This is a genomic window from Enhydrobacter sp., assembly GCF_030246845.1.
Lineage (GTDB): Bacteria > Pseudomonadota > Alphaproteobacteria > Reyranellales > Reyranellaceae > Reyranella.
Genome location: NZ_CP126889.1, coordinates 3,845,279 through 3,868,238 on the forward strand (window position 1 = coordinate 3,845,279; position 22,960 = coordinate 3,868,238).

Annotated in this window: 23 protein-coding genes and 1 pseudogene; 9 read left to right on the top strand and 15 right to left on the bottom strand. The window is 61.4% G+C overall.

Annotated elements, in window-relative coordinates:
* Window positions 1-812 precede the first annotated feature (812 nt).
* The gene (locus OJF58_RS19215) at window positions 813-1,577 is read left to right on the top strand and encodes a DUF6675 family protein (RefSeq protein WP_300779368.1); all 765 of its coding nucleotides are present in this window, start codon (window positions 813-815) and stop codon (window positions 1,575-1,577) included.
* Window positions 1,578-1,716: 139 nt separating this feature from the next.
* Here the strand turns inward: OJF58_RS19215 and OJF58_RS19220 are convergent, their stop codons facing one another.
* From OJF58_RS19220 to OJF58_RS19230, 3 genes are all read right to left on the bottom strand, one after another.
* A complete protein-coding gene (locus OJF58_RS19220) occupies window positions 1,717-1,938 on the bottom strand; it encodes a bacteriocin (protein ID WP_300779369.1) in 222 nt (73 codons plus the stop codon).
* A 187-nt stretch (window positions 1,939-2,125) separates the two neighbouring features.
* Window positions 2,126-2,428, bottom strand: coding sequence for a sigma factor (locus OJF58_RS19225; RefSeq protein WP_300779370.1), 303 nt, complete (start codon window positions 2,426-2,428; stop codon window positions 2,126-2,128).
* 141 nt (window positions 2,429-2,569) lie between these two features.
* Window positions 2,570-3,121: a hypothetical protein gene (locus OJF58_RS19230; RefSeq protein ID WP_300779371.1), complete on the bottom strand. Its 552-nt coding sequence runs from the start codon at window positions 3,119-3,121 to the stop codon at window positions 2,570-2,572.
* 334 nt (window positions 3,122-3,455) lie between these two features.
* Here OJF58_RS19230 and OJF58_RS19235 point away from each other — a divergent pair, with 334 nt between their 5' ends.
* On the top strand, window positions 3,456-3,812 hold the full coding sequence (locus OJF58_RS19235) for a hypothetical protein (RefSeq protein WP_300779372.1): 357 nt from the start codon (window positions 3,456-3,458) through the stop codon (window positions 3,810-3,812).
* Between the two features lie 100 nt (window positions 3,813-3,912).
* Window positions 3,913-4,848 carry a hypothetical protein gene (locus OJF58_RS19240; RefSeq protein WP_300779373.1) on the top strand — a complete coding sequence of 312 codons (936 nt, stop codon included), beginning with the start codon at window positions 3,913-3,915 and terminating at the stop codon, window positions 4,846-4,848.
* Window positions 4,849-4,937: 89 nt separating this feature from the next.
* Here OJF58_RS19240 and OJF58_RS19245 read toward each other — a convergent pair whose 3' ends face one another.
* The 3 genes and pseudogenes from OJF58_RS19245 to OJF58_RS19255 all read right to left on the bottom strand — a co-directional run.
* On the bottom strand, window positions 4,938-5,966 hold the full coding sequence (locus OJF58_RS19245; protein WP_300779374.1) for a fatty acid desaturase: 1,029 nt from the start codon (window positions 5,964-5,966) through the stop codon (window positions 4,938-4,940).
* A 366-nt stretch (window positions 5,967-6,332) separates the two neighbouring features.
* Window positions 6,333-7,961, bottom strand: a complete 1,629-nt coding sequence (groL, locus tag OJF58_RS19250) for a chaperonin GroEL (RefSeq protein ID WP_300779375.1) — start codon at window positions 7,959-7,961, stop codon at window positions 6,333-6,335.
* A 42-nt stretch (window positions 7,962-8,003) separates the two neighbouring features.
* Window positions 8,004-8,201: pseudogene (locus OJF58_RS19255) on the bottom strand (co-chaperone GroES); the annotation flags it as partial.
* A gap of 127 nt (window positions 8,202-8,328) precedes the next feature.
* On the opposite strand from OJF58_RS19255, the gene OJF58_RS19260 reads away from it, so the two are divergent.
* Window positions 8,329-9,702 carry an IS1380 family transposase gene (locus OJF58_RS19260; RefSeq protein WP_300778536.1) on the top strand — a complete coding sequence of 458 codons (1,374 nt, stop codon included), beginning with the start codon at window positions 8,329-8,331 and terminating at the stop codon, window positions 9,700-9,702.
* A gap of 74 nt (window positions 9,703-9,776) precedes the next feature.
* Here the strand turns inward: OJF58_RS19260 and OJF58_RS19265 are convergent, their stop codons facing one another.
* The 3 genes from OJF58_RS19265 to OJF58_RS19275 all read right to left on the bottom strand — a co-directional run bounded on the left by OJF58_RS19265 (window position 9,777) and on the right by OJF58_RS19275 (window position 11,275).
* Window positions 9,777-10,043, bottom strand: coding sequence for a hypothetical protein (locus tag OJF58_RS19265; protein ID WP_300779376.1), 267 nt, complete (start codon window positions 10,041-10,043; stop codon window positions 9,777-9,779).
* Window positions 10,044-10,081: 38 nt separating this feature from the next.
* Window positions 10,082-10,336, bottom strand: a complete 255-nt coding sequence (locus OJF58_RS19270; protein WP_300779377.1) for a hypothetical protein — start codon at window positions 10,334-10,336, stop codon at window positions 10,082-10,084.
* Between the two features lie 216 nt (window positions 10,337-10,552).
* Entirely contained in the window at window positions 10,553-11,275 is a 723-nt protein-coding gene (locus tag OJF58_RS19275; RefSeq protein WP_300779378.1) for a hypothetical protein, read from the bottom strand.
* Between the two features lie 50 nt (window positions 11,276-11,325).
* Between OJF58_RS19275 and OJF58_RS19280 the strand changes: the two genes are divergently transcribed.
* The 3 genes from OJF58_RS19280 to OJF58_RS19290 all read left to right on the top strand — a co-directional run bounded on the left by OJF58_RS19280 (window position 11,326) and on the right by OJF58_RS19290 (window position 14,556).
* Window positions 11,326-11,874 carry a hypothetical protein gene (locus OJF58_RS19280; RefSeq protein WP_300779379.1) on the top strand — a complete coding sequence of 183 codons (549 nt, stop codon included), beginning with the start codon at window positions 11,326-11,328 and terminating at the stop codon, window positions 11,872-11,874.
* Window positions 11,875-12,037: 163 nt separating this feature from the next.
* The gene (locus OJF58_RS19285; protein WP_300779380.1) at window positions 12,038-13,237 is read left to right on the top strand and encodes an IS256 family transposase; all 1,200 of its coding nucleotides are present in this window, start codon (window positions 12,038-12,040) and stop codon (window positions 13,235-13,237) included.
* Between the two features lie 539 nt (window positions 13,238-13,776).
* Complete coding sequence (locus OJF58_RS19290; protein ID WP_300779381.1) at window positions 13,777-14,556, top strand: exopolysaccharide biosynthesis protein; 780 nt, start codon at window positions 13,777-13,779, stop codon at window positions 14,554-14,556.
* A 102-nt stretch (window positions 14,557-14,658) separates the two neighbouring features.
* On the opposite strand, the gene OJF58_RS19295 is transcribed toward OJF58_RS19290, so the two are convergent.
* The 6 genes from OJF58_RS19295 to OJF58_RS19320 all read right to left on the bottom strand — a co-directional run bounded on the left by OJF58_RS19295 (window position 14,659) and on the right by OJF58_RS19320 (window position 22,087).
* Complete coding sequence (locus OJF58_RS19295) at window positions 14,659-15,009, bottom strand: hypothetical protein (RefSeq protein ID WP_300779382.1); 351 nt, start codon at window positions 15,007-15,009, stop codon at window positions 14,659-14,661.
* Between the two features lie 140 nt (window positions 15,010-15,149).
* Window positions 15,150-15,512: a response regulator gene (locus tag OJF58_RS19300; protein ID WP_300779383.1), complete on the bottom strand. Its 363-nt coding sequence runs from the start codon at window positions 15,510-15,512 to the stop codon at window positions 15,150-15,152.
* A gap of 1,733 nt (window positions 15,513-17,245) precedes the next feature.
* The gene (locus OJF58_RS19305; protein ID WP_300779384.1) at window positions 17,246-17,953 is read right to left on the bottom strand and encodes a hypothetical protein; all 708 of its coding nucleotides are present in this window, start codon (window positions 17,951-17,953) and stop codon (window positions 17,246-17,248) included.
* A 180-nt stretch (window positions 17,954-18,133) separates the two neighbouring features.
* A complete protein-coding gene (locus tag OJF58_RS19310) occupies window positions 18,134-19,285 on the bottom strand; it encodes a hypothetical protein (RefSeq protein WP_300779385.1) in 1,152 nt (383 codons plus the stop codon).
* A 97-nt stretch (window positions 19,286-19,382) separates the two neighbouring features.
* Entirely contained in the window at window positions 19,383-20,582 is a 1,200-nt protein-coding gene (locus tag OJF58_RS19315) for an IS256 family transposase (protein WP_300779380.1), read from the bottom strand.
* Between the two features lie 683 nt (window positions 20,583-21,265).
* Complete coding sequence (locus OJF58_RS19320) at window positions 21,266-22,087, bottom strand: cell envelope integrity protein TolA (protein WP_300779386.1); 822 nt, start codon at window positions 22,085-22,087, stop codon at window positions 21,266-21,268.
* Window positions 22,088-22,207: 120 nt separating this feature from the next.
* On the opposite strand from OJF58_RS19320, the gene OJF58_RS19325 reads away from it, so the two are divergent.
* Window positions 22,208-22,480, top strand: a complete 273-nt coding sequence (locus OJF58_RS19325; protein WP_300779387.1) for a helix-turn-helix transcriptional regulator — start codon at window positions 22,208-22,210, stop codon at window positions 22,478-22,480.
* A gap of 132 nt (window positions 22,481-22,612) precedes the next feature.
* Window positions 22,613-22,915 carry a hypothetical protein gene (locus tag OJF58_RS19330; RefSeq protein WP_300779388.1) on the top strand — a complete coding sequence of 101 codons (303 nt, stop codon included), beginning with the start codon at window positions 22,613-22,615 and terminating at the stop codon, window positions 22,913-22,915.
* Window positions 22,916-22,960: the final 45 nt, after the last annotated feature.

Below are 22,960 nucleotides of genomic sequence, written 5' to 3' on the forward strand. Positions count from 1 at the left end.
CAAGTGCCGCTGATGGCGCCGCCCTTTCATACGCCGCCACGGCGATGTCGCCATGGCGGTTTCGATGCCTCACCCGCTGAAGGCACGCCCGGGGGGCTGGAAGGTGCTGGTGCCACGATTGCCCGTGCGACCGGCCAGGGTCGAAGACCGACTGTCCACCGGAAATTGTATGGTCGCGGTCAATACGAGACAGACTCTGACCCGGCCCACTGTGACCCTCCACGAACACCGGCGAGCTCGCACTCTCCCCGCGGCAGTCGCCGTTATAGCCCGTCTGGGTGAGCCCCTCGCTCAGACGGGCGTCTCTTCTTGACGGGCATCTTGTTGGACGCGGTGAGCGAAAGCCAATGGGCACCCTGTCGGATGTCTTCTGGACAGTCCTCTTTGAGACAGACAGGGGCGTTTATGTACCTCACCCTGCGGACATCCACATCGCTGGAGAATGAACATGGACCGCAATTACAGGGCGCTGCTGAGCTGGCAAGAATTTGCCTCGCTGCGTCGACTAAGGTCCGATACAAGGCATCGGACATCAAGCAGACATCGGCAGTTGCTTCTGTCGATGGGCCTGGTCGCCGACGCCGGCGACGAGTTGAACCTCACCGAGACCGGCCGTACTCGCCTCGATGTCGAGGACCGTTGGCTTTCCCGCGAGGGGTCTAGTTCGCATAGTCGCACGACCTGAATCACGTGCCGCAGCCGATCGTGCCGTCCTCGGCTGGTCCGGAATTCGTCAGAGATGGCGGCGATGGTGATTTCTTGGGAACGATGCGGTCTGCAGGGGTTTGCCCGCGTCGGAGGCAACTACGGTCATGCACCGGCTGCTGCCATTGCTGTTGATCCTTCTGCCGATCGGGGCACCTCAGCCCGCAGACGGAGCGCTTCGGCCCCCATGCGACGAGGCCGCGATACCCGCATTTCCGGCAGCCGACGAGCCGCCTGCCGTCGCCGTGTGGCAGGAGAGCGAGCTGCGTCAAGCGCATTGGTCGCCGTCCGATTGTCTCAGGTGGAGCGGGACTACGCGTCTTGCGGGGGCGATTGCTGGCACATTTACTTTCGCGGCCGGCATGGATGGCTTGCTCGATCGGATCGGCGCCTTCTCACACTATCGGTTGATTCCCTACTGGTCGAACTCAAGGCGCGTTTGGGAACCCCTGACGCTTGAGGCCGGGCTTGTCGCAAGCGCGACATCCTCGCCAACCGAGCGAGATCTGCGTGCGGCCGATTTCGTACCTGGCCGCGCCTATGCCTATTTCGAGGTCGACCGCGCGGGGCGCACGACCTATCAGTTGACAGTTCGCGAACGCGGCCCCGAGCGCGCTGTGCTTGCGATTGAGAACACCAGCTCAATTCGCTTTGCATTCCTGCCGCTGTTCGATTCGTCTGCGCTACAGTCGGTAATCTTCCTCGAACGTCGCGGTCCCGACCTCTGGCAGTACTTTCAGGCGATGCGTGCAGGCGAAGGGGCCAGCCTGCTTGCGCTCAGCAATCCCGGCTCCTACGTCAACCGGCTAACCGCATTCTACCGCTATGTCGCATCACGCCCCGATCCGCGCGAGAAGGCAAAGGGCAGGTAGTGCCCTCTTGATCGTCGCTGATCACCTGGCCGGCGGTTAGGGCGCCGATATCGCGCAGCATATCCTTGCCGCCGGTCACCGAAACCGGGCGCCAGCGGCACCTTGAGACCTCTGCGGCGCCTCGCTGCGACGGGCCCGATCAACCGCGACGACCCGGCGTGGTCGCCGCGCCGACGCCGGCGCCCACGACACCGCCCACGACCGCGCCCGGCAGGACACCAATGCCGGTCACGGCGCCGACGGCAGCTCCCGAGCCGGCGCCGATCGCACCACCGGTGACCGCGCGCTGGCCCCACGTATCGCCGCAGGCCGTAGCACCGAGCAGAATTGACATGATGACCATGAACTTGATGGCATGCATTGGATGCCTCCTCCAGACAAGAGCCTTCTTGGGGATAGAGGTAACGCGCCGGACGATCCCCGCCTCCGGCGACGGAGGGGCGACGAAACCTCTGCCGTCCCTCGAGCCGACAATGAAGGTTAAGGAATGTTAGTATTCAGGTTGATGCCAGCGCCGTAGACTATCGGCGGCATTGGATCGACCTCCTTTAGACGCGTTGAGGGTGGGTATCCGATCTCTTGTAGCGGAGAGTGTCAGTGACGACGTCGTCGACCCCTACAGTTGGTCGAGCGTGCCGCAAGCCGGAGATGAATTCGTTGCGCTGAATGCGGAACAACCATGCGGCGAAATTCTCGCCAGGACGAAACGATTTGCAGTCGGCCAGCGCTTTTAATGCGGTCTGCTGGACCAGCGTATCGGCGAGTCCACCGTCGCGGGTCAACGACAGGGCGTAGATGCGAAGGCGCGGCAGCATGCTCTTGAATTCGAGATCGAAATCGTTGGTCGTCATTTGGCTTCTCGACATATGAGTCTCCGATTTCGTATGCATTGCCGCCGATGAACCGACGTGTCGCCGGTCTAGCTCCCTTTCGATTGGCAATTGCGCGGTCCGTCGTTGACGGGTCTGCAACGGACCGCGGAAGAAGCGCGCCTAGGGCGTTGTGCTCTGTGGGCTGATGATGCGTCCGTTGCGATCGATGCGATCGCCCTGCGTGTCGTAACGGAAACCATATTCGTCGCGGAAGGCTTCAATGCCCGTCGTAGCGGTGCGTGTGCCTACATAGGGTGTGGGCGACGGCATAGGGTTGTAGCCCGCGGCGTTGGCTCGTGGTGGTAAGGGCGTTTGGCTGTACTGGTCACGATAGCGTCGAGCATCGATCTCTCGCGTCACGCAGTTGTCGTAGCGTTGCGTGCCTCGCCCGAGGCCATAGCTGTAACAGGCCTGACGTGCGTCTTCGCTCAAGCGTGCTTCGGGGTAGTCGCGATTCGCGCGTCCGGCCGCCCGAGCGCTTGATTCGTTCCGGACACAACGATCGAAGGCCGGGGTGCCGGAGGCAAAGCCATAGTCGAGGCAGTTTCGCTCCGATGCCGTCGGGGTGCTCGCGACGCTTGACGACATGGAAGTCTGCCGGTCGTATGGACCCGCACAAGCGGCCGCGATCAGGCCGACCGACAGCGCCGCAAACAGTTTGGGATTGAACATTTGGATCCTCCTGAAAATTCGTCTGCTTCGATATGCCTTGGAGGTCGCCATACAAAAGGCGGTGTCGAGGAGAGCCTCCTTGCGACACCGGATCCCAGCGGGTGAACTCGTCCTAAGCGAGATTCGACGGGACTGGCGGACGCAGACATCAATGACTAGCAGCAGGACAGGAGTCTGTTCGGTATTGATCACATTCCCGAATTATTCATGGGACGTCGAACACCCCACTACACCCAGACACATCTGAGCAGGCAAGCCTTGTCATCTTCCTGTCGTTTGAAACGACAGGGTCAGTAGTCTGACCTCTGGAAACCGGATCGTTCGAAACTAGGACTTGGCCGTCTTGTCGGTGGTGGTTTTCACGCTCAGCACCCTTCCGCTCGAATTTGCAACGGCGCATCATCAACGATGCCATCAAGAACAGCGCAACTCGCTCGATTCTGGAGGTTACCTCATGTCCGACAAAGAGATGGATTCCGCAGCCTCTTTACGACAGCGCCAGCTAGCGCTTTCGAGGTGGGACAACGAAGGGGGAGCCGGACCTCGTGGACCGCAAGGCGCATCGGTGCCTGCGGAAACGCCGTCCGAGATCCCTCAATTGACGAATGCCCAGCTGGTGCAGCTCCGCATTCGCGTAATAGCGCTGGAGAATTTGGTGATCGCGTTGCTCGCCGAGGCGTCGGAGCGGTAGGTCGGCGTTGCCCGCGAAATGGCGACCTACATCTTGCCGAAGCCGGGCTTCACCCCCCCCAATCCGCTGACGGTTCAGGCCGCGGCTCGCATGATCGATCTTGTTGAAAGAGCCGGTCATTTCCGGGCCGCGACGCCTTCATAAACAGGCCGGGCGTTTGCCCCGCGTTCGACGAAATCACGTTGCCGATCAGATTTTTGGGCATGGGCTGTTCGTCGATAATACCGGGCGCCGGGCTTCAATGTCGGGTCTGGCATCCCCATATCTGCCGTGGTCCGGCGCTCGTTTCGATACCGGCGCACACGCATCTCCGCTCCTGGAGATGCTGGTCCACCCCGAGAAAGGGGCATCCATGACAATCCGATCTCACTACACCGCCGCGAGCTTGATCAAGAGCGGCGCAACCGCCCCTGCCGACGCGAAACAGGACGAAGGGCCGCCCGACAATTGCAAAAGCGAGGATACCGAGTCCGTCGAACACCAGTCGCTGGCGGAACCCGAAAACACCGATCTTGAACGACGCGTTCTTGCCCATGAGCGCATACTCCAGGCGCTGATAGCGCACATGGCGGAGTCCGAACCCGAGTTCGTCGAGAGGCTGGATTCGGTCTTCGGCGGGCCAATGCGGATGAGCCGTCGTGAGCACGACTATACCGATACCGATGCCTACGCCGACCGTTTCATCCGAGGAATCCGGCGGCTCGATGACCCTCCGGAGAAGGTGGCCGCGCCCCGCGCGCCCGATGCGCCACGATCGGCGGACCTCGATCCGGTCCCATACATGGTCGAACAGCCGGAGATCGTCCCGACCCTTCTTCTGTTGGCCCGCAGAGCCGGCGTTTGGGAGGTAACCAAGGATGGCGTTTTCTACGGCCACTATTATGAGCAGCAACCGGCGTTTGACGCCATGAACGCGGCGGCCCGGACTATCGTGGCGAATGGCGGGTCCGCCGACATTTTGCTTCGTGGCGAAAGGCCACGACGGCAGTCGTCGATCGTGCCGGGCCCTTCAGATCCGGTGAGGCCTGTAGTGTAAGCGGCTCGAGGCCTGGACCAAAGGCGGGTCGCGCCAGCTGATCGTCAGCCGATACCGAGGCCGGGTCAGCCGATACCGAGGCCGGACGGTCATCCTGCCACCTTCTCCACGTCGCGGAAGCGCACCAGCCGGCCGGAGGCCTCGTCCCACAGCGTCAGCCATGGTGCGCGCAAGGCGCCAGGGATGCTGAGGGGTCTTATCGGCAACAGGGCGTGCACCGCTTCATGTGCTGCGCGAAGCCGATAGCTCGGTATGCGCGGATTGAGGTGATGAACGTGATGGAAGCCGATGTTGCCGGTCAGCCAGTGCAGGAAGGGCGGCAGGCCGAACCAGGATGAGCCTTGCAGGGCCGCATCGGCAAAGCTCCAGTCACCCTTGGCGGTCCAGCGTGCGGCCTCGAAACGATGCTGCACCGAAAACAGCCACACGCCCGCGATCGAGGCCACGACCATGATGGGCAGGTGGATGAGCAGAACCTCCCGCCAGCCAAACAGCACGACCAGCGCGCCGAAAGCCGCGGCTAGCGCCAGGTTGGTGAGATGCACCGACCATCGCTCGCGTTTCCAGGCCTTCGGCGTGTCGAACGGCAGCCGATAGAGCAGCACGAAGACCAGCGGTGGCAGCAGCACGTTGGCGATCAGGGGATGGCGCGGCAAGCGGTAGAGAATGCGTTGCCGGGGCGACAGCGCCGAATAGGCGCGCACCGTCAGACAGGACGAATAGATGTCGGCGCCGCCGCCCTTGCGGTCGAGGTTGTTCCAGTCAGCGTGATGCAGTCCGTGTTGGCGCCCCCAGTTGGCGAACGGCGTCAGCGTGATCAGGCTGCACAACCGGCCGACCATCGCATTGGCCCGGCGCGAGGCGAAGAATGAACCGTGACCGCAGTCGTGCTGGATGATGAAGATGCGCACCAGAAGGGTGCCAGTCGGCACGGCGAGGGCAAGTGTCAGCGGATAGGAGATCGGGAAGACGAGATACATTGCCACGCACGCGGCAACGAACGGACCGAAGGAAGTCAGGAGCTGCAACGCGCCTCGTTCAGCGATCGGCTGTGCGAAGGCGGCTGCCGCCTGTCGTACCTCGACTCCCGAGCGAACATGAGTCCGTTCGGTCTCCATGAGGGGGTCCTTTTTGCGAGTATCGCCACGCGTTACATGGGGATTCCCGCGCCGGTGCGCAACGTCCTTGCAGACAGAGTGACTTGCTCCCGAGACAAATGCGAATTCGACGGCCTACCCGCGGGGCATGCTAGCATGTCCATGTTGTGAAAGGATTTTCCCAAAACTACGGCGACCGTGAGGTTCTTCAACATCAACCGGGTTTGACTTCATCCAGCCGGTTGGTGGCCTTCGTCCATATCGGTGCCGTCGAGCGCCGGCCTCAATCATCTGGTCGAGGGGCGAAAGATCCAGTTCAACCTGGTTGTCTGGCTTCCCGACTTCACGAGGAGGCTCTGTGCCCGCGACGACAAGAAGCAACGGATTTTAAAAGCCCATATCGCCGCTGCCTGGCATTGCCTGTTGCGCGTTCTTGGCCGACGCTTCGGCCACCATCGCCTCGGTCGTGATCAGCAGCCCGGCGACTGACACCGCGCCCTGGAGCGCTGTCCGGACGACCTTCGTCGGATCGATGACGCCTGCCTTGATCATGTCGACGTACTCCGCCTTCTGGGCGTCAAAGCCGAAATGCACGTCCTTCTGGTCGAGCAGGCGGCCCGCCACCACCGCGCCGTCGAAGCCGGCATTCTCGGCAATCTGGCGCAGCGGTGCCTGCAGGGCACGCCGCACGATGTCGATGCCGACCTGCTGGTCGTGGTTGGCGCTCCGCCTGTTCTCGAGCACGCGGGTCGCATAGAGCAGCGCCGCGCCGCCGCCGGCAACGACGCCTTCCTCGATCGCGGCCTTGGTCGCATGCACCGCGTCCTCGACCCTGTCCTTTTTCTCCTTGACCTCGATCTCGGTGATGCCACCCACCTTGATGATCGCCACGCCGCCGGCGAGCTTGGCCAGCCGCTCCTGCAGCTTCTCGCGGTCGTAGTCCGACGTCGCCTCCTCGATCTGCGCCTTGATTTGGGCGATCCGAGCCTCGATCGCCTTCTTCTTGCCCGCGCCGTCGATGATGGTGGTGTTATCCTTGTTTATGTGCACCCGCTTGGCGGTCCCCAACATGTCCAAGGTCACGTTCTCGATCTTGATGCCGAGATCCTCGCTGATCTCGCGGCCGGCGGTCAGGATCGCCAGATCCTCGAGCATCGCCTTGCGCCGGTCGCCGAACCCTGGCGCCTTGACGGCCGCGACCTTGAGCCCGCCGCGCAGCTTGTTCACGACCAGGGTCGCCAGCGCCTCGCCCTCGATCTCCTCCGCGATGATCAAGAGCGGCCGGCCCGACTGCGCCACTAGTTCGAGTAGCGGCAGGATCGCCTGCAGGCCCGACAGCTTTTTGTCATGGATGAGAATGTAGGGATTTTCGAGATCGCAGATCATCTTCTCGGCATTGGTGATGAAGTAGGGTGAGAGATAGCCGCGATCGAATTGCATGCCTTCGACGACTTCGAGCTCGGTCTCCAGGCCCTTCGCCTCCTCGACCGTGATCACGCCCTCGTTGCCGACCCTGTCCATCGCCTTGGCGATCATGTCGCCGATCGCCTTGTCGCCGTTGGCCGAGACGGTGCCCACTTGCGCGATCTCCTCGCGGGTCGAGACCTTGCGCGAGCGCGCCTTCAGCTCCTCGACCACCCATTCGGCGGCGGAATCGATGCCGCGCTTGAGATCCATCGGGTTCATGCCGGCGGCCACCGATTTGGCGCCCTCGCGCACGATCGCCTGGGCAAGCACGGTCGCCGTGGTGGTGCCGTCGCCGGCCGCATCGGAGGTGCGGGTCGCGACCTCGCGCGCGAGCTGGGCGCCCATGTTCTCGAACTTGTCGGAAAGCTCGATCTCCTTGGCCACCGTGACGCCGTCCTTGGTGATGCGCGGCGCGCCGAAGGACTTGTCGAGCACGACATTGCGACCCTTGGGCCCGAGCGTGACCTTGACCGAGTCCGCCAGGATATCGACACCGCGGATCATGCGGGTGCGGGCATCGCCGCCGAAACGTACGTCTTTTGCTGACATGTTCTTGTTCCTTGTTTGAATGCCTCGACAATTCGATTGGTGTTACACCGCTTTCTTCTTGGCGTTGGCGACACCCGGGTTCTCGATGACGCATCCGATTTCGTTCATGATTAGGAGATCCTCACCATCGAACTTGATCTCGGAGCCCGACCACTTGTCGAACAGGATGCGGTCGCCCGGACCGACGGCGGCGATCTCGCCCTTCATTGGCTTTTCCCGGTCGGTATCAGAAATGATGATCCGCCGGTCGTCTTGCCTTCAGGCAGGGTTAGCCCGGATATCTCAAAGGAGAGAGGTGCATCGGAGGGCTGACTCTGAGAAAGTTGTTTTGCGACAACGACTTTATCCGAGAAAGGAAGCCGCTCCGATGCCGACAGAGTGTATTGCGGATTTGTTTGGATTTGCACCTGTTGAAAGGCGGGCGGTGGTTGCGTCGTTCGACGGCGGGTCGATCACACCGGACGCCGGCGGGCTGTTGCTGGGAGCGACGGATCGGGCGCTCGGACTGATCGATCGGTTAGCCGGCTGCTTTAGGGACTTTCGAGACCCGTCGCTGGTCGAGCACGCGGTGCGGACGCTGGTGGGGCAGCGGGTGTACGGGCTGGCGCTGGGCTACGAGGACCTCAACGACCACGACCATCTGCGCCACGATCGGCTGTTTGCGGTGCTGGCGGGCAAGCTCACGGCGCGCCGCCGGGACTGCGCGCCGGTGGCCGGCAAGAGCACGCTGAACCGGCTGGAACTGAGCGGGCCTGGGCGCTCGCTGTACCACAAGATCGACCACGACCCGGCGGCGATCGAGCGGCTGTTCGTGGCGGTGTTTGTGGAGGCGCACAAGCGGGCGCCGTCGCAGATCGTGCTCGACCTGGACGCCACCGACGATCCGCTGCACGGTGAGCAGGAGGGGCGGTTTTTCCACGGCTACTACGACGGCTATTGCTACCTGCCGCTCTACATCTTCTGCGGCCGTCATCTGCTGGCGGCCAAGCTGCGACGCTCCAACATCGATGCCTCGGCGGGGGCGGCGGAGGAGGTGGCGCGGATCGTGGCGCAGCTCCGCCGACACTGGCCACGGGTGCAAATCCTGCTGCGGGCCGATTCGGGCTTCGCTCGCGAGTCGCTGATGGCCTGGTGCGAGGCCAACGGGGTGGACTACCTCTTCGGCCTGGCGCGCAACGTTCGGCTGGCGGGCGAGATCGAGGCCGAGTTGGCGGCCGCCCAGGCCGAAAGCCGGCGGACCGGTCGGCCGGCCCGCCGCTTCAAGGACTTCCTGTGGTCGACGCGCGACAGCTGGAGCAGCAGGCGACGGGTCATCGCCAAGGCGGAATGGACGCACGGCGAGGCCAACCCGCGCTTCGTGGTGACCTCGCTGAAGGGCGGCAAGGCCCGGGCGATCTACGAGAAGCTGTACTGCGCGCGCGGCGACATGGAGAACCGCCTCAAGGAGTGCCAGGGCGAGCTGTTCGCCGACCGTACCTCGGCCGCCACCATGTGCGCCAACCAGCTGCGCCTGTGGTTTGCCTCGATGGCTTATGTGCTGCTCTGCGCCTTGCGCCGCATCGGGCTCAGGCACACCCGCTTCGCCCAGGCGAGCTGCGGCTCGATCCGCCTGGCGCTGCTCAAGATCGGGGCGCTGATCACCATCAGCGTGCGACGCATCAGGCTCGCCATGGCCTCGGCCTGGCCCAACCAGCGCTCCTTCAAGCAGGCCTGGATCTCACTCGCTGCCGCCGCCCGCTGACGACCCAGACAGCGCATAGGCCACATTCGCCCAGATAGCGTCGCAGCCCGCGGCGTGTTGCCGCTCGCCCGCGTTCACGCCCGCTCCCTCTTCGCCGCATCCACGCGGGCCACCATCTTCGACTGCCCGCCGATCATGACGTCAGAGATGATGGTTTGAGAAATCCGGGTTAGCTCGGCGAACTTCAAGGCGATCGATCGCGCAGCGGCCTGAATTTGGCGTCCCTCTCCAAATTTTTGGAGCATTGGGGGCGGGCGCTCAGGCGCTCGCGATGCAATAGCTGCTAGAGAAATGGTGATATTTGACCAGCGAACAAGCGATATCTGCTTGAAATGATTCAAGCTACTCGTTTTTCCCGTCGTCGCGGGCAGAACCGGCCTTAATCCCGGCCGTCCGCTTCCACGACGGCGGCCCATTCCACGGGATCGACCTGCACCACGTGATGCGTGTCGCTTGTCGTCGACAGCGCGGGCAGATGTAGCAGCGTCGCGGTGCGCCGGAAGGCCACGAAGGACAGGCCAGGAATCTCCTCTTCCTCGATCACAAGGCGATAAGTTCCGGCGGGCTGCGGCGTATCCAGCGCGGACAGCACGAAGGAGTGCCGGAACGTGATCACGGTCTCGGTAGTGCGCATGTCGTCATTATACGCGCCTACGTCATACGCGCCTACGTCTGGTGTCCCAGACATGTTGTTGGCCAAACGGGGACGTCGTACCTAGGCGGGGCGCGAAAAGACGAGTTCCAGCTCAGCTATCGTGGCCATAAAGCAGCAGGCGTTCCAAGTCCATCCGGAGTCCGTCGCGGCGCTAATGGAAGGAGGCCATGACCGCACCTTCGGAATGCTGATCTCCTAGCGGTCTGCTTGCCGGATCGAGAAGTTGCGCCAACTCTGTCCGACGATTATTTCCAGGAAAAGAGCGCGTCGCGCCTTCATTCTTCCATGGGCAGACCCCATATTGGGCAAAGCTGCGCGCAGGGGTGAGTGACGCGCTTTGGTGGTCAGGCCCCGCTCCGGGGATCGCGCCCTCCCCGGAAAGGGGACCAGCATAATGATGGATGCCAATCGTAAGGCGGCGAGCCTGGCGCAAACCGGGCTCGTGGTCAGGCTCGGACCTGCCGTGCGCTGACGGCCGATATGCCAGGCGCGTTCAGATCCTTCGTATCGCGCTACTTCGGGCGCGACAGATTGGACTCTGTCCGCGATGATGAAAGTCCCATCTGCAGCGAGCTGTTCAGTGTTGAGCGACTGGAGCAGCATGCGCAGAGCCTTGCAGCCAGCCAACCTGTTCACTTGGGCAAAGCCGCCGGCAGGTCTCTCGTCTCCCGTCTCCGCGACAACGAACGCGTGTTGCTCGGTGCTTATCGCACGATTGCCGCCACTGCCGTTGAGGGTCGACCCATGGCGCCGGCTGCCGAATGGCTGCTCGACAATTTTCACCTGGTCGAGCAACAGATTCGAGAAGTCCGCACTGACCTGCCGGAGAGTTACTATCGCGAGTTGCCGAAGCTGAGCGACGGCCCGCTCACCGGCTACCCCCGTATGTTCGGACTGGCCCGAGCCTTTGTGGCCCATACCGATAGCCGATTCGACCCGGACACGCTGACGCTTCGTGCGTGCCTATCATGCTGGTTCAGCCGCTCACAATCGGCGAGTTGTGGGCCGTCGCCACCACGCTCCGTATCGTGTTGATCGAAAACCTGCGAAGATCGGCCAAACTCATCGTGAGCCGCTGGTTCGAGCGGGAACAAGCCGATCTCGTCGCAGACCGTCTACTGGGCGTGAAGGATCGCACGCCTGATCCCGCAGCGCTGAGACCGTACGAACGATTGTCCCTGTCTAACGGATTTCTGGTCCAGCTCGTGCAGAGACTGCGCGAGCTGGATCCTGACGCAATACCGGCAGTTGGATGGCTCGGGAAGCACCTGGCGCAGAAGGGAACGAATTCCGACGAGCTGGTGCGCCGTGAGCACCAGCTTCAGGGTGCTGCCAACGTCACGGTCCGCAATATCATTACCAGCATGCGCCTGATCTCGGACGTCGATTGGGCCACTCTTTTCGAGTTCGTGAGTCCCGTCGACGAAGTATTGCGCACAAACGGCGTTTTCGCAGACTTGGATTTCGCTACCCGCAACCTCTACCGCGACGCTGTCGAACAGCTCGCGCAATTGTAGTTATCGGTCGTGTCCCGGATGGTGGTGTAGCTGGGGAGAGCAAGGCCGCGAGCGAGCGCGCTGTTTGATGGCGCCGTAGCGAGGGAGCGGCCTTGCGGGGGTCACCGGCGATTTCCGGTTAGGGTTTGGTTGCGAGCTCCAACCTGCACGCGAGGAACCACCGATGACCGAAGAGATGATGGACCTGCGTTCGCTTGTCGAGAAGGCCCCTGACGCTGACGTTCTGCGCGAGATGATCGCCTTTGCTGCCGAGCGCCTGATGGAGATCGAGGTCGGTGCGCTGACCGGCGCCGCCCATGGCGAGAAGAGCGCCACGCGACTGGCCCAGCGCAACGGCTATCGCGACCGGGATTGGGAGACGCGGGCCGGCACGGTGGAGCTGCGCATCCCCAAGCTGCGCCGCGGCAGCTACTTCCCCAGCTTCCTCGAGCCGCGCCGCATGGCCGAGAAGGCCCTGACCGCGGTGATCCAGGAGGCCTACATCCAAGGCGTCTCCACCCGATCGGTCGACGACCTGGTCAAGGCCTTGGGCATGAGCGGCATCTCCAAGAGCCAGGTCAGCCGGCTGTGCGAGGAGATCGACCAGCGGGTGAAGGCCTTCCTCGACCGGCCGATCGAGGGCGACTGGCCCTATCTGTGGATCGACGCCACCTACGTGAAGGTGCGCCAGGCCGGCCGCATCGTCTCGGTCGCCGTCATCGTCGCCGTCGGCGTCAACGCCGACGGCCGGCGCGAGGTGCTGGGCATGGATATCGGCCCGTCCGAAGCCGAGACCTTCTGGACGGCGTTCCTCAGGAAGCTGACGCGCCGCGGCTTGCGCGGCGTCAAGCTGGTCATCTCCGACGCCCATGAAGGTATCAAGGCAGCGATCTCCAAGATCCTCACCGCCACCTGGCAGCGCTGCCGCGTCCACTTCATGCGCAACGCCTTGGCGCATGCCGGCCGAAGCGGACGCCGCGTGGTCTCGGCCTTCATCGCCACCGCCTTCGCCCAGGACGATGCCGAGCAGGCGCGTGCGCAGTGGCGGCGTGTCGCCGATCAGCTCCGACCCAAGGTCCCCAAGCTGGCTACCCTGATGGACGAGGCAGAGCCCGATGTGCTCGCCTACATGAGCTTCCCGGCACAGCACCGGGTCAAGCTGCACTCGATCAACCCCCTGGAGCGCCTCAACGGCGAGATCAAGCGCCGCACCGAGGTCGTCGGCATCTTCCCCAATGAAGCGGCCATCGTTCGACTCGTCGGGGCCATCCTGCTCGAGCAGAACGACGAGTGGGCCGTCCAGCGCTCCCGCTACATCACGCTGGAAAGCATCGCCCCCGTAAGCGATGATCCTCTCGTCGGGCTGCCTGCTGTGGCTGCCTGATCGATCCGGCTCACGCCGAAGATCGCTGTGCTGACTCAGCGCCAGCTACACCACGTCTCGGGGCACGATCGTAGTTATCGATAGCGCGCTCATATGTCCCTTGTCATCATAGGCGTTGCCGCGATTGTGGAACGCTTCGACAAGAGCTTTAGCATCCAGGTAGCCTAACGATATTAGGTGAGAGCAACTGGCAATTCTCTGATCAGCGGTGCTGCCATGAGAGCACTCTATACTCAGCCTATGGGTATCCTCAGCGAAAGCCGGCACAGCGCCCACAATAGACAGTAGTGCAATTAGGCTTGCGCGGATAATGCGCTGTGCCCGTACGGTTACCTGGCTCCGTGTGCTGAGCAAGCCGGGCGGAGCTTCATCTGCGTCCACCGACGCGGGCGAACCCCCAAGATTGGTGCCGCACAGCATCACGGCGCTCTCCATCATTTTGAAGGTGAGCGGGAACGCGGGGCATTCTTGGTTGTCGTTGATGCCGCTGTCTCTCAGCCGCTGGCGCTCGGTACTCCTTAGCCAGCGATGCCGCAAGGATGCGCGTCTTCGTCGCTCCGGGCAATGATGGATTCGTGCATTGCCTAGGAACCACAGCTTCCAGCAATCGTTTGGCCTCCATGATTGCCTGCGGCTGGGTGGTAAAAGATGGCCTCGTTGCTCCTCGGCCTCAAGGCGACCGCCGCAAACCGCCGAAGCGGGATTTCAATCACATGGAAGCGCGCAACTATGTCCCCACGTCGGTCCAGCTTTCGAAGATGCTTGGTCAGGCCCAGGACAGCGAAGTGTCGATCGGTTGGCTCGTGGAGCAATTGGGTCGGCGATCATTTGGCCTGACCTTCCTTGTGATGGCGGTGGTCGCGTTGCTTCCCGGAGCGTCGACAATCGTTGGTCTGCTGGTTGCCTGGCCAGCCATTCAGATCATCCTCGGGCACGATGTAGCTGTGCTGCCGCGCTTGATTGCTCGCAGGAAGATCAGTGTCGACCGGCTGGCTCGACTCATCAGCATTGTCACACCGCGGCTAGCATGGATGGAGAGCCTGATCCGGCCGCGCTGGCCACGACCCTTTGACATGGCCAAGCGGCTTACGGGAATCGTAGTGCTGCTTCTCGGACTGACGATGATTCTGCCCGTGCCATTCGGCAACGTGCTGCCAGCGCTTACAATCACGCTCCTGGCGCTCGCCTATCTCGAGGAAGATGGCATCGCCTTTCTGGTTGCGATGCTTGCTGCACTTGCTTCCCTCGCAATTGCCGTTGCGACGGTTTGGGGAACCGTTGAGACGATCGATTGGATCGATCCAGCTCGCCCTCGATAAAGTATAGATCTGGCGGTAGGGCCAGCATTATCGCGGTCGCCTTACCGCCTTCCAGCGAGGGGCGAGTCTGCCTGATTGAATATGAGACCTGTCACAGCACGTTTACGGCAAGACGACCCAAGCACTGGCTGGCTCAGCCTGCACCTCCAAGAAATCTTTGAGCAGATTCTCAATTGTGGCCGGTGTGAAGTTCCATTCGGACACATCGGATGCGAAGGTTCGGCCATCCATCCGCGCCTCGGCCAGAAGACCTTCTGCCCAAGCCTGCTGATAATAGCCACGCCGGAGATGGCCAATCGCCAACTCGATATGATGTCGCTCGTAAAGTCCGTCAGCCCGGGCACCGCTTCCGATGGAAGCCAGCACATGGCTAATTGCCACTTCGGCGATTTTCTTTCGTCTATGCGCAGGCAAGGCACCGACGTAGGCGTCGGCACTCCGGTTCACGGTCATTTCGCGCCTCCTAAGATGGAGGTACAGAAGTGGGGGCTAGCACCTATCACTACAAGGGCAGGTACGCCGCCGCCTGACGCTGTGTGGAGCGCTCTTGTGCGTGGAGGCCCGTCAGCGATGCATCGACTGACGTGGGAAGGTTACTGGTGGCCGAAGGAGCGCATGATGTGGACCAGCTGCTCCGCGCTATAGGGCTTCGGCAGGAAGTGGCCGCGCGCCGGAATGTCTTGCTTAGCGACGAGAACCTGGCCCGAGGTCAAAACCAGGTCGACCGGCGGCCACCGGCTCCGAATGACGAGCGCCAGGCGCCGTCCATCCATGCTCCCCGGCATGTTTATGTCCGTAAATACGATCAGGACCAGCGGATTGGTTTCGAGGTGCACGATGGCCTCGTCTGCGGATGCAGCGTCCAGCGTATCGAAGCCGCCGTCCTCGAGAATGGAAATGGCGCTTAGTCGGAGGATCGCCTCGTCTTCGACGACGAGAATTAAAGGCTGGGTCACGGGCGCACCTGTCAAGAATGACGAATCGTCGGACCAGCGAGCGGTGATCTGTGCACGCAAATCCTACAGTGTACTAACTGCCACTGGACTGCTTAGTTGCTTCAATGAGGATACTGATCAGATACTGGTCGCCCTTAGGGCCCCTCGACCAGCCTTTGGATCTTCGGATTCGCATCTAACACTGAGGGCTGACGCCAAGGAACCGAGCGGCGCTCCATGTCGGCAATCACGCGCTCGTGCATCAAATCGGGGACCGAGAAGGCGGCCTAGGGGCGTATGCCATCGCCGCATGCATGTCGCTCGAGGAGACCGCTGGCTGGACGGCAGCGCGGTGGCCGAGGCCGTCGAGTTTCAGAAGCCGGCGGCTGTCCACGCAATCAGGCTCGTCGAGATCGAGAAGGCCGCTTAACAACTGCTCTTGTATCCGATGCAGCAGCGGCTAGACTTACCCATCGTCGGCTGAGGCTATCAGGCGTCGACGGCTGAGAGACAGCGGCACTGGCGCACATGATGCCCCGAGCTCCCGCCTGCGGACAGCGGCGGATTGCACCATAGAGAATCAGACGCTCATTTCGGCCATTCGGCAGAACAGAAGGCTCTGGACCGTACGGCAAGCGGAACTGGACAGTCTCTCAAGCGAAAGGCTCGCCACGTCCCGAGCAGCATTGCATCGCTCGTACGACTTGCAGTCTCGGACCTACAAGTTGGTCGAAGCAGGGAGCGATACTAAGCCGATATCAAAATTTGGGTCAGCAACCACCGCACATCGGTTGCCGCACGTGCCAGGGACGTTACATGACATGCATCGTTGTTAGCCGCCGGCACCTACGCGTTGCGGCAGCTCGTCCAAGCGGCCTTGCGGACCCTTGATTCATATCGGCGTGCCCGCGCTGCAGTGCTCGCAGAACGGCGATTATGGAAATCGCAAAGCTTGCAGCGCCGCTCGAGCAAGTGTAGCAAAAATGCGGCTGCCTGTTTCCCCAAACGTCTGAGCGTTTGCTTAAGCATGACTGCGGATGAGCTGTGCACCGGCCTCTCTACCAAGGCCGACGTGATCGAATGGGCTCTCCGATAACTCAATAGGTGACCCGATGAACTACGCGGGTTTCCTGATCGAGTGGGTTGAGAAGGAGTATCGTGATTGGGTTTTGGCGGTGCCGCGGAAGACCATCACGTTCTTTGAGAAGCAGCAGGCTTAGTCTTTGGGAGACTTTGTGCCCACCTTCCCGGTGTATGGATTGACGTTGCCGCGCGTGCCGTAGTTGTCGCGTGTCGAGCTGTTGGAATTGGTCTGATGGTGGGGTTGCACATAGGTACCGTCGCGCTTGCTGTAGCCCTTCACCGAATGACTACTTGAATTGCTGCCGGTCCCATATCCGCCGTGGCCTCCGCCGCCGCTATGACTGCCACCACCGTGACCTCCACCGCCGCGTGCACTAGCATCGGTTATCGACGCCACTGTCGAAACAAGCCCCAAAATTCCCAAAGTAATTCTACGTCTATTCAATATTCCCCCCAGTAAGAATCCTCTTAAACGAGACACGGTAGCGTACTACCATTTGTAGAATATTCTATACCACTTTCGTGTGTCGGATGTTGCAATCGACAGCAATCATCAGCTCTAGCCGGCATTGTCATCAATGCCATCCATATCGCCAAGCCGGCCAAAGGCAGGCGGATGACCAAGTGATTGGTCATGTAACTACCCTCAGCGTTGGCCGCGTATGCCGGAATCACGGAGAACGTGCTGCGCTGACGGATGCCTCCATCATGCAACGGTCCAAGATCATGCGCGGATCAAAGCCGGGAAAACGAGCATTAGGGTCGGCATATACCTCAGCCACCCAAGTTTGGATGGCCGTTTCAGCTGCCGCTGAGCCTCGATAAACTTGCCCCTGAGGGCCATAGGCTTCGTTTCTTGTGATCAGTTCTGCGGCTGCTGCTTGCGAAAAGCCAGACATCTTGTAGGAGATCGCCTTTGCAATTATCGTCATTTTTGCTTGGCACATCTGCACATGCATCGCGCGCTCTAGCTGTTGGCGCATCCGAACATCAGGCGGTATTGCGGCTTCCCGTCTCGCCTGTTCCTGGGCTGCTGCGACTCTCCGTTGATGGTCGGCATCACTTGTGAAGGTGTAGGCGGTCGGATTTCCGCTTACCGCGAGTCTGCCCGACATCTCCGTTCCGTCGGCGTTGACCACCGTTAAGTGGCAAACGAACAAAGCATCGCCGGTACTCGTCGACGGGAAGTCGACGTTCGTTCTCGGTACGGTGGCGACATCGCGCAGGGTCGCTTTTTCGTAGCCCGGCACCTTATGGAGGCCGTCGAGAATTCGGCTCGCATTGTGCGACGTGTTGCAGGGATCCGTTTCGGCGGGAAGCTGCATGCAATTTGTAAGTGCCGCTAACACAAACAAGGGCACAAAAGTTGACAAGGCCATCTTCGCTGGCCGCCTCAGGAGCCACGCCAACCTTGCACACAATGGCGTTCCCGAAACCGCCTGCGATGGTCGAGGTACCGCGATTGGCAATGAGGGTTGCGATGCCTGTAGCGGGGCATGTGCCACATGTGTAGCGGCATCGCCGACTGCAGGGTGCTGCAACCAAAGCATGGTCGTGTCCTACTGCAGGATGTGGTGCAACTTGATCATGAATGTCGCGGCGAGGTCGATGCTGTCGTCTGCCGCGTCGATCTGTTGGTCGGTCAAGCCGACGTTGATCAGTGCACTGCGATCCAACTCGCCGTGTTTGGCGCGGCATACCTGCGACAAGAAGTAGTCGATCCTGTCTGTCGTCAAGAACACCTTCTTTCCGATCGTGTCGACGAAAATGTCGTACTTGGCGTACGAAGAATCGAAGGGGACCTTGGCGCAGACGTCGGCCTTTGCCTGTTTGGGGCTCGGCAGTGTCGTCGGGGCTGGCGACTGATCACTGGGCGAGGAAGGCGTTTTCGCTGCACCATTGGCTACGATGCCTTGCCGTGCACGCTCTATTGGTAACGCAGCTAGCGCTCCGGCGTGATTTGCTGCGGCTGCTTTTTCAAGCAACTGGAGACGCATCTGGTTCGGATTGGGCACGTCCAGTCGCTTTTCATCGATCATCGTGAACAGACTGGCGGCACAGTCTGCGTCACCCAATGCATACCCGGCCTGGAAGAGTTGAATGGCCCTCGGGTAGTCCTTCGAATCGGAAATGTAGATCCAGCCCAAGTTGTCAAATGCAGCTGCATAGTGAGCAACAACAAGTTGCTGAAAGAGCGCCGCTGCAGCTTTCTTGTCTCGGTATTGTAAGGCACGCGCAAGCTGATACTTGAACCGTAGCTCGGCCGGATGGGCATCCGCAGCTGCTGCGCACGCCTTTATTGCAGCATCCAAATTCGCGTGCAGTTCCTTGAACTGGACGCCGGGAGCGCCTGGATAGCGTTGGGCATCGGTGGGATTTGCGGCAAGCGTATCGCAGTCGTCTTGGGGGGCTCCCCCGCGTGGTATCGAACTCGAACTAGTGCGGGGCAGCGACTTTGCCTCTTCAGTAGAGTGCCCTTGTCCCTTTCCGACGCCGGGTCCCCGCGAGGCCGCTTCCAAAAAGACGACACGGCCTGCAACGCCACAAAGGGCAAGCTGAAGAGAAACAGTGTTCCCCGCTCGCAAGAGCGTTTGGAGGCCGCGAGTCAGCCAACCTCTTGTAACCGCACCGGAGTTCGCGAACGATGTGGGATCGACGTTGATGACTGTCCGTGCACCAGTTTCATCTTCGATCGTGAAGTTCACGATCACGGTGGCTTCGTCCTTATCGAAGGTTCGGATCGTGCCCCGAGACGTGGTGTAGCTGGCGCTGAGTCAGCACAGCGATCTTCGGCGTGAGCCGGATCGATCAGGCAGCCACAGCAGGCAGCCCGACGAGAGGATCATCGCTTACGGGGGCGATGCTTTCCAGCGTGATGTAGCGGGAGCGCTGGACGGCCCACTCGTCGTTCTGCTCGAGCAGGATGGCCCCGACGAGTCGAACGATGGCCGCTTCATTGGGGAAGATGCCGACGACCTCGGTGCGGCGCTTGATCTCGCCGTTGAGGCGCTCCAGGGGGTTGATCGAGTGCAGCTTGACCCGGTGCTGTGCCGGGAAGCTCATGTAGGCGAGCACATCGGGCTCTGCCTCGTCCATCAGGGTAGCCAGCTTGGGGACCTTGGGTCGGAGCTGATCGGCGACACGCCGCCACTGCGCACGCGCCTGCTCGGCATCGTCCTGGGCGAAGGCGGTGGCGATGAAGGCCGAGACCACGCGGCGTCCGCTTCGGCCGGCATGCGCCAAGGCGTTGCGCATGAAGTGGACGCGGCAGCGCTGCCAGGTGGCGGTGAGGATCTTGGAGATCGCTGCCTTGATACCTTCATGGGCGTCGGAGATGACCAGCTTGACGCCGCGCAAGCCGCGGCGCGTCAGCTTCCTGAGGAACGCCGTCCAGAAGGTCTCGGCTTCGGACGGGCCGATATCCATGCCCAGCACCTCGCGCCGGCCGTCGGCGTTGACGCCGACGGCGACGATGACGGCGACCGAGACGATGCGGCCGGCCTGGCGCACCTTCACGTAGGTGGCGTCGATCCACAGATAGGGCCAGTCGCCCTCGATCGGCCGGTCGAGGAAGGCCTTCACCCGCTGGTCGATCTCCTCGCACAGCCGGCTGACCTGGCTCTTGGAGATGCCGCTCATGCCCAAGGCCTTGACCAGGTCGTCGACCGATCGGGTGGAGACGCCTTGGATGTAGGCCTCCTGGATCACCGCGGTCAGGGCCTTCTCGGCCATGCGGCGCGGCTCGAGGAAGCTGGGGAAGTAGCTGCCGCGGCGCAGCTTGGGGATGCGCAGCTCCACCGTGCCGGCCCGCGTCTCCCAATCCCGGTCGCGATAGCCGTTGCGCTGGGCCAGTCGCGTGGCGCTCTTCTCGCCATGGGCGGCGCCGGTCAGCGCACCGACCTCGATCTCCATCAGGCGCTCGGCAGCAAAGGCGATCATCTCGCGCAGAACGTCAGCGTCAGGGGCCTTCTCGACAAGCGAACGCAGGTCCATCATCTCTTCGGTCATCGGTGGTTCCTCGCGTGCAGGTTGGAGCTCGCAACCAAACCCTAACCGGAAATCGCCGGTGACCCCCGCAAGGCCGCTCCCTCGCTACGGCGCCATCAAACAGCGCGCTCGCTCGCGGCCTTGCTCTCCCCAGCTACACCACCATCCGGGACACGACCAAGGTTCGCGCCACAACGCGCCCAGAGGTGGACTGAGATGAGCAGCCGGTGCCGGCCCCAGTAGGCACCAGTTTGCCTATCTCCAGGACCTGCGTGCCTGTCGGGTCCAATGTGTAGGAAGGTTCAACTTGTGAGGGTTGTGCCGCACCTGGTGTACTTTGAGCAGGGGCTTGGCTCACTGAAAGAGGGAGGACCAAAGCCAGTATCATGATTGTGGTGAGCCACTTCGGGCAGGCGACGGTGGTATTGTGAGACGGCGCTACACTTCTGACCGGATTGCGCCCTAAAGGGCGGCGCAATACCGCAATCTCTATGCCGCCGGCCATGTCTGGCTCCCTCCAATCCGCGCCTTACAACTAATATGATGTATATGTACCCTGTATTACCAGTGACAAGACTGTGCGCATCTAGGGATGGAAGTGAGAAAGCCGGTCGGCTGGAACTTGAGGCGCTTACGCGTCGCAAAGCGGCTGACCATCGAGGAACTGGCAGTCCGACGCATGCTTCGACGTTATGGTGATGAACTCAGTGTTTCACTGTGCCCTTCGCCATAGGGCTCAAAAGATCCGGATTGAACGTCATATTAATTGTTTTCCACCGGTCGTACGTCGCGGGGTCTAATGGCCAGGGCTGACAACGCGGATTCATGACGGCTCGCCAGGCTGAATCAGCGGCTGCTCGATAGGCACCTTGTTTATTGTATCGACCGACGTCTTGGACCTCGGCCGAAGCCGGGGTGCCGTCTCGGTTCATTTTGATGACCAGCGAGACGATCACCCCATCGTAACCACCGAAAGAAGACCAACACGGCCTGATCTTGTTTCTGACGGCCTCTATTGAGGCGGCATTCACCGCTTCCTGGTGCGGTTCCGCTTCCATCCGTTGTCGCTGCTGCTTTTCTGCTTGCTGGCGATCCTCTTCAATCTTTCGCCGCACGAAGTCCTCATCGACGTCGCAGCCGGTCGACGCGATCCAGCCGACGTCTCCGTTTCGAACCCATCCTGCGTTCATTAACGCCGACGTGGCGGCCTGCGCAGATGAATAAGGTCCAAACTTTCTTACCGGTATTCGAGCTTTCTCCATCGGAAGCTCCTTCAGTTCCGCGGCAGGGAGAACCATGGCCAAGCAAGCTTGGGACCGGTCGAAAGTGCCGTCGTGAATAGCAAACGTGTTCGTGCCTATCACGACGAACCATCCTTCCTGGGCTGGCCCAGGAAGCGCCTGGGCAAAGAGAAGAACAGGTAGAGCCATTACAAAGACGAGGCTAATGGCGATACGGCATATTGTTTTGTTCATGGCACAGCGGACAGTGCGTTCATTCAGAGATAGGGCTCGTGCGAGCCACACGCGATTGCTCCTGCTGCGATTCATTCGGCGATGCCCATGCTTGAGGCGGTATGCGCACTACAACTAATATAGTGTATATGTACCCTGTATTACCAGTGACAAGACTGTTCGCTTCCAGGCATGGAGGCGAGAAAACTGGTCGGCTGGAACGTGAGGCGCTTGCGCGTCGCAAAGGGGCTGACCATCGAGGAATTGGCGGGCCGAGCCGAGGCAGACGCTTCTTTTGTCGCGCGACTGGAGCGCGGTCAGGTCAATGTCGGCATCCTGATGCTAGAGCGGCTTGCCAAGCAGCTCGGAGCCAAGCTGGTAGAATTCATGGTCGAACCCGAAGCGGGGGCCAAGCCGCCCAAACCCCTCAAAGCGGGCCGCAAGCCGGGCTCCAATAGAAGTTAGCGGAGGCGACAACGTCAGAACGAATTTCATGTCGCCGTGTTGATCTGACCTCAATGGCTCTGATTCATGTCTGACCCAGACCGAACACTGGAGCCGGCCATTGCTCGCGCCCTAAGAGCCCGTCAGGCGCGAATGATCGAGAACAACAAGCCGGAGAATTTTGACAGGCTTGCGCGCTTGATTGCTCCTGCGCCACCGCACTGGCTAAAGGAATTTTTGCAAGGCTGGGTTCCCAGCATTGCGCTGGCCGGTGGTGTTGAGGAGCGCCAACCGACACGAGCAGAAATGTTGGAGGTTTTGGCCGAGGTGTCCGAGGCAGCGGCATTGTTGACACGCGCCTTGGGGGAATCTGCGATCTGTGAGTTTCTCAATGTAGACCCGTCAGTCCCTTTGGATGCGCCAGTGACCTGCCCTGTTTCTTCGGACCACGGATAACTTTAGAGAACTGGCGTCTCCTGGCTCTGTTGTCCTTTCAAGGAC

Bases quoted from the DNA above. Each gene is read 5' to 3' on its own strand.
- OJF58_RS19215 (WP_300779368.1), top strand. From the start codon at position 813: ATGCACCGGCTGCTGCCATTGCTGTTGATCCTTCTGCCGATCGGGGCA.
- OJF58_RS19220 (WP_300779369.1), bottom strand. From the start codon at position 1,938: ATGCATGCCATCAAGTTCATGGTCATCATGTCAATTCTGCTCGGTGCT.
- OJF58_RS19225 (WP_300779370.1), bottom strand. From the start codon at position 2,428: ATGACGACCAACGATTTCGATCTCGAATTCAAGAGCATGCTGCCGCGC.
- OJF58_RS19230 (WP_300779371.1), bottom strand. From the start codon at position 3,121: ATGTTCAATCCCAAACTGTTTGCGGCGCTGTCGGTCGGCCTGATCGCG.
- OJF58_RS19245 (WP_300779374.1), bottom strand. From the start codon at position 5,966: ATGGAGACCGAACGGACTCATGTTCGCTCGGGAGTCGAGGTACGACAG.
- groL (WP_300779375.1), bottom strand. From the start codon at position 7,961: ATGTCAGCAAAAGACGTACGTTTCGGCGGCGATGCCCGCACCCGCATG.
- OJF58_RS19260 (WP_300778536.1), top strand. From the start codon at position 8,329: ATGCCGACAGAGTGTATTGCGGATTTGTTTGGATTTGCACCTGTTGAA.
- OJF58_RS19270 (WP_300779377.1), bottom strand. From the start codon at position 10,336: ATGCGCACTACCGAGACCGTGATCACGTTCCGGCACTCCTTCGTGCTG.
- OJF58_RS19275 (WP_300779378.1), bottom strand. From the start codon at position 11,275: ATGGGCCACAAAGGCTCGGGCCAGTCCGAACATACGGGGGTAGCCGGT.
- OJF58_RS19280 (WP_300779379.1), top strand. From the start codon at position 11,326: ATGCTGGTTCAGCCGCTCACAATCGGCGAGTTGTGGGCCGTCGCCACC.
- OJF58_RS19285 (WP_300779380.1), top strand. From the start codon at position 12,038: ATGACCGAAGAGATGATGGACCTGCGTTCGCTTGTCGAGAAGGCCCCT.
- OJF58_RS19290 (WP_300779381.1), top strand. From the start codon at position 13,777: ATGCGCGTCTTCGTCGCTCCGGGCAATGATGGATTCGTGCATTGCCTA.
- OJF58_RS19295 (WP_300779382.1), bottom strand. From the start codon at position 15,009: ATGACCGTGAACCGGAGTGCCGACGCCTACGTCGGTGCCTTGCCTGCG.
- OJF58_RS19305 (WP_300779384.1), bottom strand. From the start codon at position 17,953: ATGGCCTTGTCAACTTTTGTGCCCTTGTTTGTGTTAGCGGCACTTACA.
- OJF58_RS19315 (WP_300779380.1), bottom strand. From the start codon at position 20,582: ATGACCGAAGAGATGATGGACCTGCGTTCGCTTGTCGAGAAGGCCCCT.
- OJF58_RS19325 (WP_300779387.1), top strand. From the start codon at position 22,208: ATGGAGGCGAGAAAACTGGTCGGCTGGAACGTGAGGCGCTTGCGCGTC.
- OJF58_RS19330 (WP_300779388.1), top strand. From the start codon at position 22,613: ATGATCGAGAACAACAAGCCGGAGAATTTTGACAGGCTTGCGCGCTTG.